This is a genomic window from Streptomyces sp. IBSNAI002, from assembly GCF_052244475.1.
In the GTDB taxonomy this organism is placed as follows: domain Bacteria; phylum Actinomycetota; class Actinomycetes; order Streptomycetales; family Streptomycetaceae; genus Streptomyces.
In genome coordinates, this window is sequence record NZ_JBQPXG010000002.1 from 7,018,775 (window position 1) to 7,034,096 (window position 15,322).

The window sequence follows — 15,322 nt, forward strand, 5'->3', positions numbered from 1 at the left end:
GTCTCGGCGGGCTGCTCGCTTTCTCGGTTCTGCTCGTGCAACCCCGCTGCTCAACCGGCAGTTGAAACTGCCGACGGTCTTCCGTGCATTCTGCCGATCGCCCCCGTCGCGCCGCCCTATCGTCGAGATCACTACACGCAGCGTCGCTAATTCATCGGGGTTGGATGATGGAATCTCGAGATTTCCCTTTCATATCCGTCGCACGCCGGTTCCCGGAACGCCCGGCCATACGCCACGGCGCCCGGACCGTCACCTACGGGGAGCTGGACCGGGCGAGCGGTGACCTCGCCGCCCGGATCGCCCCCGGGCGGACGGTGGCCGTCGCCGGCCGCGACCGGGTCGACCACGTCGTCGGCCTGCTCGCCGCCCTCCGCGCCGGCGCCACCTACCTCCCGCTGGACCGGGAGGCGCCCGATGAGCGCAACCGCTGGATCCGCGAGGACGCCGGCGCCACGCTCGCCTACACCGGCGGCGAGCTCGTCGAGGCCGACGGCACGGCCGTTCGGCCGTTCGGCCGGGCGGGCGCTCCGGAGCCCGGAGGCCGCGGCCGCGACTGCGCCGCGGGCTACCTGATCTACACCTCCGGCACCACCGGCCGCCCCAAGGGGGTGCACGTCCCGCTCGCCGCCCTGACCGGCCATCTGGCCGCCGCCGTCGAGTGCTTCGGCCTCAGCGCGGACGACGTGGTGCTGCACTCCGCCCGCCCGACCGTGGACGTGGCCGTCGAGCAGGTGCTCACCGCCCTGTCGGCCGGCGCCTGCCTCGTCGTGCCCGAAGAGCAACTCCTCGCCCCCGCAGCCCTGATGGAGCTGCTGGACACCGAGGGGGTCACCGTGGCCAACCTCGCCGCCGGCTACTTCCAGGAAGTGGTGGCCGCACTGCGCGAGGACGGCCGCCCGCCCCGCACCCTGCGGCTGATGATCTCCGGCAGCGACCGGCTCCACCCGGCCGCCGCGGCCCGCTGGAGCGCCGCCACCGGCGTCCCGCTGCTGAACGCGTACGGGCCGACCGAGACCGTCGTCACCGCCACCGTCCACGCGGCGCAGGGCCCCGCCGCGGGCGAGGGCGACACGGTCCCGGTCGGCCGCCCGCTCGGTGCGCGCCGCGCCTACGTGCTGGACGGCCGGCTGCGGCCGGTGGCGCCCGGGGCCAGTGGCGAGCTGTACCTCGGCGGGCCGCTGCTGGCCTCCGGCTACCACGGCCGCCCGGGTCTGACGGCCGGCCGGTTCCTCGCGGATCCCTTCGCACCGGAGCCCGGCGCCCGCATGTACCGCACCGGTGACGTGGTCCGGCGGTCCGGTACGGACGCCCCGCTGGAGTTCGTCGGCCGCGCGGACCACCAGGTGAAGATCCGCGGCTTCCGCGTCGAGCCCGGCGAGATCGAGCTGGTCCTGGCCGGCCACCCCGACGTCACCGGAGCGGTCGTGGTGGCCCACCAGGGCAGGCTCGCCGCGTACACGACCGGAACCGCCCCCGGCACCGCCCCCGGCACCGCGACGGGCCCCGCGACCGGAACCGCCCCCGGCACCGCCGGGCTGCGCGCCTACCTGGCCGAGCGGCTCCCCGAGCACATGGTCCCGGCGACCGTGACCCCGCTGGACGCCTTCCCGCTGACCGCCGGCGGCAAGGTGGACCGGGCCGCCCTCCCCGATCCCCAGGCCGCGCCCGCCGCACCCGCCGCCGTCCGGCGCGCGCCGCGCACCCCCGCCGAGCAGCTGATCGCCGCCGTCTGGGCGGACGTGCTCGGGGTGGCCGAGGTCGGCGCCGACGACAACTTCTTCCACCTGGGCGGGGACTCGCTCACCGCCGTCCGCGTGGTCGGACGGGTCTACGACGTGTTCGGCATGATCTCCCCGTACACCATCTTCGACGCGCCCACCCTCGCCGAGTTCGCCGCCGCCGTCACCGCCGCCTCGGACGGCGGCGAGCGCCCGGCGCTGCACCGGACCGGCGCCACCGAGGCGCCGCTCGCGAACTTCCAGCGCGGGCTGTGGTTCCTGGACCAGTGGAACCCGGGCGCGCCGACCTACATCGTGCCCTGGGTGTTCCGCTTCGCCGGTCCGGTCGACCCGGAGCTGCTGCGCCGGGCCCTGGCCGGGGTCGTCGACCGGCACGAAGCGCTGCGCACCACCTTCGAGCTGGGCGAGGAAGGCCCCCGGCAGGTCGTCCACCCCTCCGTGGAGCTGCCGTTCACCATCCTGGAGACCAGTGCCGACGCCCTCGACGGCCTGCTCGCCGAGGCGGCGCTGGAGCCGTTCGACCTGGAGACCGGCCCGCTGGTCCGCGCCCACCTCTACCGCACGGGCGGAACGTCCACCCTGCTGCTGCTCTGCCACCACATCGTCTGGGACGAGGGATCGCTGCCCGTCCTGGAAGCCGAACTGGCCGCCCTGTACGAGGCCCTGGCCGCGGGCCGCCCCGCCGAACTGCCCGAACTGGCCGTCCAGTACGCCGACTACAGCAGCTGGCAGCGCGAGGACGCCGCCGCCGAGCGGCAACTCGGCCACTGGCGCGAGCACCTGCGCGACGCGCCCACCGAGCCCCTGCTCACCACCGACCGGCCACGCCCCGAACTCCAGGCCTTCCGGGGTGCGTTCCACCGGTTCGCGATGCCCCGCCCGGTCGCCGACGCCGTCCGGGCACTGGCCCGCAGCGAGGACGCGACGCCGTTCATGGTGCTGCTCGCCGGCCTCGCGCTCACCCTGCACCGGCGGACCGGCCGGCGCGACCTGGTGATCGGGTCCCCGGTGAGCGTCCGAGGACGCGCCGAACTCGACGCGCTGATCGGATACTTCGTCAACCTGCTGCCGCTGCGCGTCCGGGTCGACGAGGGAGCGGACTTCCGCGATCTGGTCCGGCACGTCCGCGAGGTGGCGATCGACGGCTACCGCCACCAGGAGGCGCCGTTCGACGCCATCGCGGGCGCGGTCATGGAGGAGCGTCCCGACGACCGCACCGAGGACCGCAACCCCCTCTGCCAGGTGCTGCTGGAACTGCACCCGCTGGACAGCCGCCCGCTGACCATCGGCGGCACCGAGGTCACCCGAGAGCTGCACTCCAACCCGGTCTCCCGCTTCGACCTGTCGATCTCCGTCGACGACCGCGGCACCGACTTCACCGGTCGCTTCGAGTACGACTCAGACCTCTTCGACCCCGCCACCATGGCCGGGCTGTGCGAAGCCTGGCTGGGCACCCTCGCCGCCGCCGTCGAGGCGCCCGTGCACACCCTGTTCGAGGACCGGGCCGCCCGGGACCCGCACGCCCTCGCCCTGGTCTCCGGCGAGGACCGCCTCGACTACGGCGCCCTGAACGAGCGGGCCAACCGCCTCGCCCACCACCTCGGCGGGCTGGGCGTGGGCCGCGGCGACACCGTCGCCGTCCTGGCCGAGCGCGGACCGGACCTGGTGGTCGCCCTGCTCGCCGCACTGAAGGCGGGCGCCGCCTACACCCTGCTCGACCCGGACTTCCCGGTCGAGCGGCTGGCCGGCGCGTTCGCCGACTGCGGCGCCGCCCTGCTGGTCACCCACCGCCGTGCGAGCCCGCCCTTCCCCGTCGCCCGCCACCTCGACCTGGACGCCGAGGCGGCGGCCGTCGCGGCCCGCCCCGGCCACGACCCGGGCCTGCCGGTCACCGGCACCGACCTCGCCACCGTGATGTTCACCTCCGGCTCCACCGGCCGCCCGAAGGGCGTCGCCGTCCCGCACCGCGCCCTCACCACCACCTACCTCGGCCAGGACTACGCCCGCTTCGGGCCCGACGAGGTCTGGCTCCAGTGCTCCCCGGTCTCCTGGGACGCGTTCGCCCTGGAGCTGTACGGCGCGCTGGCCTTCGGCGGGGCGTGCGTGCTCCAGCCCGGCCAGCGACCCGACCCGCAAGCCGTCGCCGAACTCACCCGCCGCCACGGAGTCACCCAACTCCAGCTTTCCGCCAGCCTGTTCAACTTCCTGCTCGAGGAGTTCCCGGACACCTACGACGACCTCAAGGTGGCCTTCACCGCCGGCGAGCGGGCCTCCGTCACCCATGTCGGCAAGGCCCTCGACCAGTACCCCGGCCTGGTCGTCGCCAACGGCTACGGCCCGGTCGAGAGCCTCGGCCTCACCACCTGCCACAGCGCCACCCCCGAGGACGCGGCCGGCGCCTCCATCCCGATCGGCCACGCACTGCACGGCAAGGAGGTCCACGTACTCGACGAGCGGCTGCGCCCCGTCGCGGACGGCGCCACCGGTGAGCTGTACGCGGCCGGCGGCGGGCTCGCCCTCGGATACGTCGGCCGGCCCGGCCTGACCGCCGAACGGTTCGTCGCCTCCCCGTTCGGGGCGCCCGGCGGGCGGCTCTACCGCACCGGCGACCTCGGCCACCGGACGGCGGAGGGGGTACTGGAGATCACCGGCCGGATCGACGACCAGGTGAAGATACGCGGCTTCCGGGTCGAGCCCGGCGAGATCGAGGACGCCCTCACCCGCCATCCGTCCGTGCGGGAGGCCGCCGTCGCCGTGCACGAACCTGCCCCGGGCGACCGCCGGCTCGCCGCGTACGTGACCGTGGCCACCGCCTCCGGAACGCCGGTGCCCGACCCGGGCGCGCTGCTCGACCACCTGGCCGCGCTGCTGCCCGAGCACATGGTGCCCGCCACCCTCGACGTGCTGGACACGCTCCCGCTCAACCCCAACGGCAAGGTCGACCGCCGGGCCCTGCCCGCCCCGGCCGGACGCGCCGAGGCCGCCCCGGCCGACGCCCTGACCCCGGAGCAACGGCTGGTCGCCGACGCCGTGCGGGCCGTCCTCGGGCTGGCCGACGGCCTCGGCCCGGACGCGGACTTCTTCCGGATCGGCGGCAATTCGCTGGCCGCCGTACGCGTCGCCATGCGGCTCTCCCAGCAGACCGGTGCCAAGGTCCCGCCGCAGGCCGTCTTCCGCGGCCGGACGATCGGCGCCATCGCCGAGCGGCTGGCCTCGTGATGACGCCGCACCCGGCCCGCCCACCCGCCAGCCCACCCGACCGACCGAAGGGAACGAGGCCGTGAGCCCGTCCGCCGACCTGCCCGCCACCGCGCCGGCCGACCTGCCCGCCACCGCGCCGGCCGACCTGCCCGCCGCTCCGCCGGCCGACCCGCCCGCCGGCCTGGTCCGTACCGCGCCCGTCCCGGGGCTCCAGCGCGGCCTGTGGTTCCTCGACCGGTGGAACCCCGGGGCCGCCACCTACACCACCCCGTGGACGTACGACGTCAGCGGCCCGCTCGACCTCGCACTGCTCCAGCGGGCGATCGACGGTGTGGTCGCCCGGCACGAGGCGCTGCGCACCACCTTCGCCCTGTACCCCGACGGCCCGCGCCAGTACGTGCACCGCACGCTCGCCGTGCCGCTCGCCGTGCACGATCTGCGCGGAGTGCCCGAGCCCGGACGGGCCGGCCGGTCCGAGGAGCTGATCGCCGAACGGGCAGCCGCACCCTTCGATCTGACGGAGGGTCCGCTGCTGCGCGCGGAGGCGCTGCGGCTCGCCGACGACCGCACCACGCTGCTGTTCGTGGTGCACCACATCATCTGGGACGGCTGGTCGGCCGAGATCTTCGAGCGCGAACTCGCCGCCTTCTACCAGGCGTCGGCCGAACACCGGGCCCCGGACCTGCCGGCGCTGACCACCCAGTACGCCGACTGGGCCGAGGAGGAGCAGTACACCTCGTACGAGGAGCACCTCGCGCACTGGAAGCGGAGTCTCGACGGCGCGCCCACCCTGCTCGAGCTGCCCGGTGACCGGCCGCGGCCCGCCGAGCGCAGCCAACGCGGGGCCACCGAGCCGTTCGGCCTCACCCCCGGCGCCGCGGCCCGGGTCCGTGAGCTCGCCGAGCAGGAGGGCGTCACCCCGTACACCGTCCAGCTCGCCGCCTTCGCCCTGCTGATGGGCCGCTGGACCGGAGCCGACGACCTGCTCGTCGGCACCCCGGTCACCACCCGCAACCGGCCCGAAGTCGCCGATCTCCTCGGCTACTTCGTCAACCTGCTGCCGCTGCGCGTCCGGCTCGCCCCCGACGCCACCTTCCGCGGGCTGCTCGCCGACCTCCAGGACGTCGCCTTCGACGCCTTCGGCTACCTCGACGTTCCCTTCGACCAGCTGGTCGACCTGCTCGCCGCAGCCCGCACCCCGCAGCACCCGCCGCTGGTCCAGGTGGTGTTCGGCGCCCACGCCGAGGACCGGACGCCCCTCGCGCTGGGCGCCGCCACCGCCGAGCGCACCGTCCGCTCCAACGGCACCAGCAAGTTCGACCTCACCTGGTCCGTCTTCGAGGACGCCGACGGGGGAGAGCTGCGCGGCGAAGCCGAGTACAGCACCGACCTCTTCGACGCCGGCACCGTGCGCGGCCTCGCCGCCGACTACGCCGGCCTGCTGGACGCCGCCCTCGCCGACCCGGACGCCACCGTGCTCCGGCTCACCTCCGACGGGCGGCCGCACCGGCCCGCCCGGCTCGACCCGGGCCACTGCCTGCACCACCTCTTCGAGCGGGCCGCCGACGCGTACGGCGACCGGCCCGCCGTGAGCGGCCGGGACGGCACCCTCGACTACGCCGAACTCGACCGCCGTGCGAACCGGCTGGCCCACGCCCTGCTCGCCCGGGGGGTCCGCCCCGGCGACCGGGTCGGCCTGCTGCTGGAGCGCACCACCGCGGTGCCGGCCGCGATCCTGGCCGTGCTCAAGACCGGCGCGGCCTACGTGCCGGTCGACCTCGCGGCCCCGGCCGACCGGGCGGCCCTGGTCTTCGGAGACACCGCCGTCACCGTGGTGCTCACCGACCGGCCCGACCGCGCCCCGGACGGCCCCTGGCAGACCCTCGACCTCGCGGCCCGGGCCGAGGAGATCGCCGCGCACCCGGCCGTCCGGCCCCCGGCCGTCGGCCGCCCCGGCGACCTGGCCTACCTCATCTTCACCTCCGGTTCCACCGGGCGCCCCAAGGGCGTCGCCGTGGCCCACGAGCACGTCAGCCGCCTCCTCGACTCCGGCCGCGACCACTTCGGATTCGGCCCGGAGACGGTCTGGACCCTGTTCCACAGCTACGCCTTCGACTGGACGGTCTGGGAACTCTGGGGCGCCCTGCTGCACGGCGCCCGCCTGGTCGTCGTCCCCCACCTCACCAGCCGCTCACCCGACGAGTTCGCCGGCCTCCTCGAAGAGGAGGGGGTCACCCACCTCTGCCTGACCCCCTCGGCGCTGCGGCAGCTCGAACCGGCGCTGCGCCGCCACCCGAGAGCGCTGCCCGCGCTGCGGTGGATCATGCTCGGCGGTGAGGCGCTCGACCCGGGTGTCGTCCAGCGCTGGCACGAGCTCGACCCGCTGCCGCCCGCCCGGCTCTGCAACCTCTACGGCATCACCGAGACCACCGTCCACGTCACCGTCCACGACGTCGCCGCGGGCGGCGCGGGCTTCGAGCGCAGCCTCGTCGGCGAACCCATGCCGCACCTCACCGCACTCGTCCTCGACGACTGGCTGCGTCCCTGCCCGCCCGGCGCCACCGGTGAGCTGTACATCGGCGGCGGCAGCCTCGCGCACGGCTACTGGGGCCGCCCCGGCCTCACCGCCGGCCGCTTCGTCGCCGATCCGTACGGCCCGCCGGGCGCCCGGCTCTACCGGACCGGCGACGTCGCCAGACGGCTGGCGGACGGCGGGATGGAGTACGTCGGCCGGGCGGACTTCCAGGTGAAGCTGCGCGGCTTCCGGATCGAGCTCGGCGAGATCGAGAACGCCGTCGCCGCCCACCCCGAGGTGGACGCCTGCGTGGTCACCGTGCACGACGACCGGCTCGCCGCCTACGTCACCGGGCGCAGCCCGGCCGAGCCGGGGGACCTGCGGACCTTCCTCGGCCGCACCCTGCCCGCGTACATGATCCCGGCCAGCGTCACCGTCCTGGACGCACTGCCGCTCACCGTCAACGGCAAGGTCGACCGGGCCGCGCTGCCCGCCCCCGGCCGGGCCGCGCCCACCCCCGCCGCCGGCCGGCACGTCGAGCCGCGCACGCCGGAGGAGGAACTGTTCGCCGGCGTCTGGACGGACGTCCTCGGGGTCGACGGGATCGGGGTCCACGACGACTTCTTCCACCTCGGCGGGGACTCCATCCGCGCCGTCCAGCTGGCGGGCGCCCTGCACGACCGGGGCTGGCAGGTCGGCCTGCGGGACGTCTTCAACGCGCCCACCGTCGCCGGACTCCTGCCGCTGGCCCGCCCGGTGGGCGCCGACCCGGCCGCGGACCGGCCGTTCGCGCTGATCTCCGAGGAGGACCGGGCCGATCTGCCGACCGGGATCGTCGACGCCTACCCGATGGTCTCGATGCAGCTCTCCATGGTCTTCCACATGGAGGTCGCCGGCGGCACCGACAGCTACCACAACGTCAACTCCTACCGGATCACCGGCGACCTCGACGAGAGCGCCCTGCGCCGCTCGGTCGGGGAGGCGATGGCCCGGCACGCCGTCCTGCGCACCGGCCTCGACCTCTCCGGCTACGGCGAGCCGCTCCAGCTGGTGCACGGCACGCTGCCCGTGCCCGTCGAGTTCGCGGACCTGCGCGGTACTCCGGAGGCGGAGCGGGACGACAGGATCCGTACCGTCTTCGAACACCACCGGGACCGGCCCTTCGACCTCGCCGAACCGCCGCTCTTCCGGATCACCGTGCAACGGCTGGCCGACGACGCCTTCCAGCTCACCATCTCCGAGCACCACGCCATCCTCGACGGCTGGAGCTTCACCTCGCTCCTCACGGAGATCCTCGAACGCCATTCCGCGATCGTCTCCGACCCGGCCTCGGCGCCCGCCCCGCCGCCGCGCACCGCCTTCCGCGACTTCGTCGCCGTGGAACGGGAGGCCGCCGCGGACCGTGAGTCCCTGGCGTACTGGCAGCAGCGGCTCGACGGCGCCACCGGCCAGCTCTGGCCCGGCAGCGAGGAGGTCCACGAGCTGCCGCGCACGGTGGAGCGGGTGCTGCCGGACGCCCCCGGGCAGCTGCGCGCGGTCGCCGACGCGCTCGCCGTCCCGGTCAAGTCGGTCGCGCTCGCCGCCCACCTGCACGCCCTTGCCCGGATCACCGGGCGCCGGCGGGTCACGACCGGGCTGGCGATGAACGGCAGGCTGGAACGGCTCGGCGGGACCGAGGTGTACGGGCTGTTCCTCAACACGGTTCCGCTGGTCGCCGAGCCGGACGGGGACCTCGCGGCCCTGGTGCGGCACGTGCACCGGGAGGAGCTGGACATGATGCCGCACCGCCGGGTGCCGTTCGCCCGGCTGGCCCGGATGATGGCCGACACCGCGCTGGACAGCCAGTTCGGCTACCTGCGGTTCCACGCGCTGGGCCGGCTCAGCGCGGCCCGGATCGAGGACGGCCGGATCGGCTGCGAGCCGACGCTGCGGCACGAGCCCAACAGTTTCGCGTTCGGCGCCTCGCTGATCCAGGACCCGGTGTCGCAGCGCGTGCTGCTCGCCGTGGACCACCAGCGCGCGCTGGTGGACGACGCCACGGCGCAGGAGTTCATCGACGCCTACGCGACGGCGCTGGCACGACTCGCCGGCGAGGTCTGACCCCGAGGCACGCCGTCCCGACGGCCGCCCACCAACCCGGCCGACGCGCCACCCGGGGCCGCCCCGGCCGACCGGGTCGACCGCGGCGACTTGGCCGAGCTGGCCGCCCCGGGCCGTTGGGCTCGACCGGGCTGCCGGGGCCGTACGGCCAGGCCCGTGGTCCGGATCCGAGCAGTCGGGTCCTGGACAGCGGGACCCCGCATCGCGGGCCCGGTGGGGCCGGTCCGGTACGGCGCTGCCGGTTCGTGCGGCTGGCCCGTACGGCACGACGTGGGTGGGCCGTTGGTTCCGGCCCGCCTGACCCGGCCCGGCCCGGCCCGCCTGATCCGGCCCGGCCCGGCCCCGCCCCGCCCGGCCCGGCCCGGTCCGGTCCGGCCGAGCACCCCGCCCCGTGTGCCGGTTGCCCCCGCGTGGGCTCGGGGGCCGGGTTCGGTCTTCGTGATTCATCCATCCCGTTCCACGACCACCTAGGAGCACCCCCGCATGACCACCTTCGCCGAGCCGGCCATCGCCACGCCCGCCCCCGGTCCCGCCCGTGACCTGCTGGCCCGACTGGGGGCCGTCGTCGCCGCGCATCCCGCGCGGGCCGCGGTGCACGCCGTGGACGGGAGCCTCGACTTCGCCGGCCTGGACCGGCGTACCGCCGCCCTGGCCCGTGCCCTGCGGGCGCACGGGGTCCGGCGGGGTGACCGGGTCGGCATCCACCTGGCCCGCACCACCGATCTGCCCGTCGCGCTGCTCGCCGCCTGGCGGGCCGGCGCCGCGTACGTGCCGCTCGACCCGGCCTATCCGGCCGAGCGGATCGCCTTCATGGCCGCCGACGCCGGCCTCGCCGCCGTGGTCAGCGCCGACGCCGCGCCGCCCGTACCGCCCGGGGTCGCGGTGCTCCGCCCGGACGCCGACGCCCCGGAGGCCGGGGGTCCGGCGGACGGGTTCGCCGCGCGGCCGCTCGACTCGGCCTACGTCATCTACACCTCCGGTTCCACCGGCCGCCCCAAGGGCGTGGAGGTCCCGCACGGGGCCGTCGCCGGCCTCGCGGCGGCCCTGGAACTCAGCGGCGCCTACCGCCCCGAGCCCGGCGTCGTCGCCTGGAACGCCAGCGTCTCCTTCGACGCCTCCGTCCAGCAGTGGATCCGGATCTGCCGGGGCGACACCCTCGTGGTGATCGACGACGCCCGGCGGGCCGACCCGGCCCTCCTCGTACGGCTGCTCGCCGAACACGGCGTCACCGACCTCGACCTGACCCCCTCGCACTGGCAGCTGCTCCGCGAGCCGCTGGCCGGCGCCCGCGTCCCCCGGCTGTTCATGGGCGGCGAGCCCGTGCCCGCCCGGACCTGGCGCGAACTGGCCGACGCCGGCATCGACGCGCTCAACCTCTACGGGCCCACCGAGTGCACCGTCGACGCGATCACCGCCCCCGTCACCGGCCCCGGCCCGCACCTGGGCGAGCCGCTGCCCGGCGTACGCGCCTACCTGCTCGACGGCCGGCTCGCCCCCGTCACGGACGCCGGCGCGGTCGGCGAGCTGTACCTGGCCGGGCCCGGCCTGGCGCACGGCTACCCGGGCCACCCGGGCCTGACCGCGGGCCGGTTCCTCGCGGACCCGTTCGCGCCGGAGCCCGGCGCCCGGATGTACCGCACCGGGGACACGGCCCGCCGCTCGGCCGAGGGCCTGCTGGAGTACGTGGGCCGGGCGGACCGCCAGGTCAAGCTGCGCGGCTTCCGGGTCGAGCCGGGCGAGGTCGAGCACGCGCTGGGCGTACTGCCCGGGGTGAGCGCGGCGGCGGTCGCCGTCCACGAGGCGGCGCCCGGGGAGCACCGGCTGGCCGGCTACGTCACCGGCGCCGGGGTACGCCCCGCCGACCTGCTGGCCGAGCTGCGCCGCACCCTGCCCGCCCACCTGGTGCCGTCCACCGTGACCGTACTGGACGCCCTGCCGCTCACCCCGAACGGGAAGGTCGACCACCGCGCCCTGCCCGCCCCGGCCGCCTCACCGGACGCGGCCGCGGCCGCCGGGCCGGACGCAGCGGGCGGAGTCGACGAGCAGGTCGCCGAGGTCTGGCGCACGGTGCTCGGTGTGCCCGGCGTCGAGCCGACCGACGACTTCCTCTCCCTCGGCGGCCACTCGCTCGCCGCCTTGCGGGTCGTCCACCTGCTGCGCCGCAAGCTCAGCGTCGAACTCCAGCTCCGCGACCTGCTGGACGCCGCCGACCTGGCCGGCTTCACCGCCGCCGTCCGGCGCGCCGCCGAGGCCGGTCCGGCCGCCGTCCGCCCCGCCCTCACCGCCCGCCGGGAGGCCGTCCGATGACGACCGCGACCACCGCGACCACCGCGACCGCCAGGCCCGCCGCGCGCACCCCGCGGACCGCCCGCCCCCGGATCGAGGGCGACTGGCTCCTCGTACCCGTTCCCCAAACCCACCGCCCCGTACGGCTGTTCTGCTTCCCGCACGCCGGTGGCGACGCCACCGCCTACACCCCGCTGGCCCGCGCCCTGGCCCCCGCCGCCGAGGTCTGGGCGCTGCGCCCGCCGGCCCGGGGCGGACGCAGCCGGCATCCGATGCCGCCGGACTTCGACTCCTTGGTGGCCGCCGTCGCCGAGGCGCTGACCCCGCACCTGGCCGGCGCGGCGGACGGCCGGTTCGCCTTCTACGGGCAGAGCTTCGGCGCCCTCCTCGCCTACGAGGTCGCCCGCGCCCTGCCCGCCGACCGCCGGCCCGAGCTGCTGGTCGCGGCCGGTGCGCCCTGCCCCGCCGAGTGGGCCGGGCGCACGTCCAAGGACCTGGACGCCGCCGAACTCCTGCGGCTCAACGGGCTGGAGGAGGTGGTCCGGGCCGAGCCGGACCTGGCCGAGCTGGCCCTCGGGGCCATCCGTACCGACCTCGCCGTCAGCGCCACCTACCGGCACCGTCCGCACGCGCCGATCGGTTCGGCGATCCACGCGCTGGCCGGGGCCGACGACCTGCTCGCCACCACCGGACTCACGGGCTGGGCCGCCCACACCCGCGGGACCTTCGGGCACCGCGTCGTCCCCGGCGGGCACCTCCTCGCCACCGTCGACCTGCCCGGCCCCGTCGACCTCCTGACCGCACTTCTGGCGGACCGTCACGCATCCGCCCCCTTCCACCACACCCCCAGGGAGCACTGATGCCGACCAGCACCGCAACGACCGCCATGGCCGCGACCGCCATGACCTCCATGACCGCGACGGCCAACGGCTCCGTCGACCTCACCGACCCCGACCTGTGGGCCCGCGCCGACACCCCCGCCCTGGTCGCCGAAATGCGCCGCGAGGCGCCCGTGCACCTGACCGGCACCGCCGACGACGGCCCGGTCTGGTCGGTGCTCACCTACAAGGAGTCGGCGGACGTACTGCGCAACGCGGCCGTGTTCAGCTCGGAGTCCGGCTCGCTCCTCGGTTCCGGGGAGGGCAACGTGCCGGTCGGCTCGGGCCGGATGATGGCCCTCACCGACCCGCCGCGCCACCGCGACCTGCGTGCACCCGCCAATCCGTTCTTTTCCAAGGGCGGGGTGCGCGGCGCCGCCCGCTCGATCGCCGAACGGGCCGGGGAGCTCTTCGACCGGGCCGTCGAGCAGGGCGAGGTGGACCTCGTCGACGTGGTGTCCGCGCTGCCGCTCGCGGTCATGTGCGACCTGCTGGACGTGCCCGAGAAGGACCGCGACATGGTGGTCCGGGTCTGCGACGTGGCGTTCCTCGGCCGTACGCCTGAGGAGCGCCGGGCCGGGCACCAGCAGTTGATCCCCTACCTGCTGCACCAGGTGATGCTGCGCCGCTCCGACCCGCGCGACGACCTGATCTCCATGATGGCCACGTACAAGGTCGGCGGACGGCTGCTGCCGATCGAGGACGTGGTGCTCAACCTGGACAACATCGTGGTCGGCGGGGTCCAGACCGTCCGCCACACGGCGGCGATGGGACTGCACACGTTGGTCCAACGGCCCGACCTGTGGCAGAAGTTGCAGCGGGGCGAGGTCTCCATGGACTCCGCCGTGGACGAGCTGCTGCGCTGGACCTCGGTGGGCCTCCACACCCTGCGCACCGCCACCCGGGACGTCGAACTGGGCGGCCGGCAGATCCGCCGCGGCGACCGGGTCGCGGTCTGGGTGTGGTCCGCCGACCGGGATCCGGAGGCGTTCGACCAGCCGGAGGAGATCCGGCTCGACCGCTCGCCCAACAAGCACCTCGCGCTCGGCCTGGGCGCCCACTACTGCATCGGGGCGCCGCTGGCCAAGGCGGAGCTGAGCGCGCTGTATTCGGCCGCGCTGGAGAAGGCGGCCCGCATCGAGCCGACCGGGCCCGTCACCCACAACCGCTCGATCATCAACTTCGGCCTGGACCACTTCCCGGTGCGCCTCACCCCGCGCTGACCGGACCGCCCCCCGGAGCGGCGGCCGGAGGGCAGCGGACCGCCTCCCCAGGCCGCCGCAACTGCCGCTCACCTGCCGGAGCTTGTGCCGCTCGCGCCCGCCCGGCGCCCATACCTTCGAATCACACCCCAGAACACCTCTCACCCTGCGGAGACCACCATGAGCAACCCGTTCGAGGACGACAACTCCGGCTACCTGGTCCTGATCAACGACGAGAACCAGCACTCGCTCTGGCCGGTGTGGATCGACGTTCCGGCCGGCTGGACCACCGCCCACGGCGAGGCCACCCGCCAGGAGTGCCTCGACTGGATCGAGGCCAACTGGACCGACATCCGCCCGGCGAGCCTGCTCGCCACCCTCGACCAGCGGTGAGCGCCGCCATGCCGACCTGGGAGCTGAACCCCGGCCGCCCGGCGCTCGCCCGGGTGCCGGCGACCGAGGACCTCGCCGAGGCCTGCGCGTGGCTGCGGGAGAACGAGGCCGCACTGACCGCGGCCCTGCACGAGCACGGCACGATCTTCCTGCGCGGGCTGCCGGTGGCGCAGAGCGCGGACGTCGCAGCCGTCCGCGACGTACTGATCCCCGAGCCCACCCCGTACCGGGAGAAGGCCACCCCGCGCAGCGACTTCGGCAACGGCGTCTTCTCCTCCACCGACCTGCCGCCCGCCCAGTCGATCCGCATGCACAACGAGAACAGCTACACCCTGACCTTTCCCGGCCGGCTGCTCTTCGCCTGCCTGACCGCCCCCGCGACGGGCGGCGCCACGCCGACCGCCGACGTCCGCAAGGTGCTCGCCGCGATCCCCGACCATCTGGCGGAGCGCGGCCGGTCCTCCGGCTGGACGCTCACCCGCAGCTACTCGGACTACATCTCGCTCGGCTGGCGCACCGCCTTCGGCACCGAGGAGCGCGCCGACGTCGAGCGGTACTGCCGGGAGAACGGCATCTCCTGGGAGTGGCTGCCCGACGGCAACCTGCGGACGAGCCAGCTGCGTTCGGCCACCATCCACCACCCGCAGACCGGGGAGGAGGTCTGGTTCAACCACCTGGCCTTCTGGAACGAGTGGTCGCTCGACCCGGACATCCGGGAGGCCATGGTCGACGAGTTCGGCCCGGACGGGCTGCCGTTCAACACCGGCTTCGGCGACGGCGAACCGCTCTCCCGGGAGGACGTGGACGCCCTCAACGCGGCCTACGACGCCGCCACCGTCCGCGAGACCTGGCAGGCGGGCGACGTGATGCTGGTCGACAACGTGCTGTGCGCGCACGGCCGCGACCCGTTCGGCGGCGACCGGAAGATCGCCGTCGCGATGGGCCGCCCCGTCGACCTCCCGGACTGCCGGCCCACGGTGCACCCCACCACCGCAGTCCCCGCCTGAG

The 15,322-nt window shown here is 75.3% G+C and carries 7 protein-coding genes; all 7 read left to right on the forward strand.

Going from position 1 to position 15,322, the window contains the following annotated elements; genetic code table 11:
* Positions 1-167: 167 nt before the first annotated feature.
* The 7 genes from ACTVZO_RS33070 (at position 168) to ACTVZO_RS33100 (ending at position 15,321) form a co-directional block, all read left to right on the forward strand.
* Complete coding sequence (locus ACTVZO_RS33070; protein WP_443301812.1) at positions 168-4,958, forward strand: amino acid adenylation domain-containing protein; 4,791 nt, start codon at positions 168-170, stop codon at positions 4,956-4,958.
* A 61-nt stretch (positions 4,959-5,019) separates the two neighbouring features.
* Positions 5,020-9,555 carry an amino acid adenylation domain-containing protein gene (locus ACTVZO_RS33075; protein WP_443301813.1) on the forward strand — a complete coding sequence of 1,512 codons (4,536 nt, stop codon included), beginning with the start codon at positions 5,020-5,022 and terminating at the stop codon, positions 9,553-9,555.
* Between the two features lie 483 nt (positions 9,556-10,038).
* Entirely contained in the window at positions 10,039-11,862 is a 1,824-nt protein-coding gene (locus tag ACTVZO_RS33080; protein WP_443301814.1) for a non-ribosomal peptide synthetase, read from the forward strand.
* Positions 11,859-12,701 carry a thioesterase II family protein gene (locus ACTVZO_RS33085; protein WP_443301815.1) on the forward strand — a complete coding sequence of 281 codons (843 nt, stop codon included), beginning with the start codon at positions 11,859-11,861 and terminating at the stop codon, positions 12,699-12,701. The genes ACTVZO_RS33080 and ACTVZO_RS33085 overlap by 4 nt, the downstream gene beginning before the upstream one ends.
* Positions 12,701-13,942 carry a cytochrome P450 gene (locus ACTVZO_RS33090; protein ID WP_443301816.1) on the forward strand — a complete coding sequence of 414 codons (1,242 nt, stop codon included), beginning with the start codon at positions 12,701-12,703 and terminating at the stop codon, positions 13,940-13,942. The genes ACTVZO_RS33085 and ACTVZO_RS33090 overlap by 1 nt, the downstream gene beginning before the upstream one ends.
* Positions 13,943-14,101: 159 nt before the next feature.
* A complete protein-coding gene (locus ACTVZO_RS33095) occupies positions 14,102-14,314 on the forward strand; it encodes an MbtH family protein (RefSeq protein WP_384226461.1) in 213 nt (70 codons plus the stop codon).
* Positions 14,315-14,322: 8 nt separating this feature from the next.
* A complete protein-coding gene (locus tag ACTVZO_RS33100; RefSeq protein WP_443303347.1) occupies positions 14,323-15,321 on the forward strand; it encodes a TauD/TfdA family dioxygenase in 999 nt (332 codons plus the stop codon).
* Position 15,322: the final 1 nt, after the last annotated feature.

Excerpts from the sequence above, each read along its gene's own strand:
- ACTVZO_RS33085 (WP_443301815.1), top strand. The coding sequence starts at position 11,859 with ATGACGACCGCGACCACCGCGACCACCGCGACCGCCAGGCCCGCCGCG.
- ACTVZO_RS33100 (WP_443303347.1), top strand. The coding sequence starts at position 14,323 with ATGCCGACCTGGGAGCTGAACCCCGGCCGCCCGGCGCTCGCCCGGGTG.
- ACTVZO_RS33090 (WP_443301816.1), top strand. The coding sequence starts at position 12,701 with ATGCCGACCAGCACCGCAACGACCGCCATGGCCGCGACCGCCATGACC.
- ACTVZO_RS33095 (WP_384226461.1), top strand. The coding sequence starts at position 14,102 with ATGAGCAACCCGTTCGAGGACGACAACTCCGGCTACCTGGTCCTGATC.
- ACTVZO_RS33070 (WP_443301812.1), top strand. The coding sequence starts at position 168 with ATGGAATCTCGAGATTTCCCTTTCATATCCGTCGCACGCCGGTTCCCG.
- ACTVZO_RS33080 (WP_443301814.1), top strand. The coding sequence starts at position 10,039 with ATGACCACCTTCGCCGAGCCGGCCATCGCCACGCCCGCCCCCGGTCCC.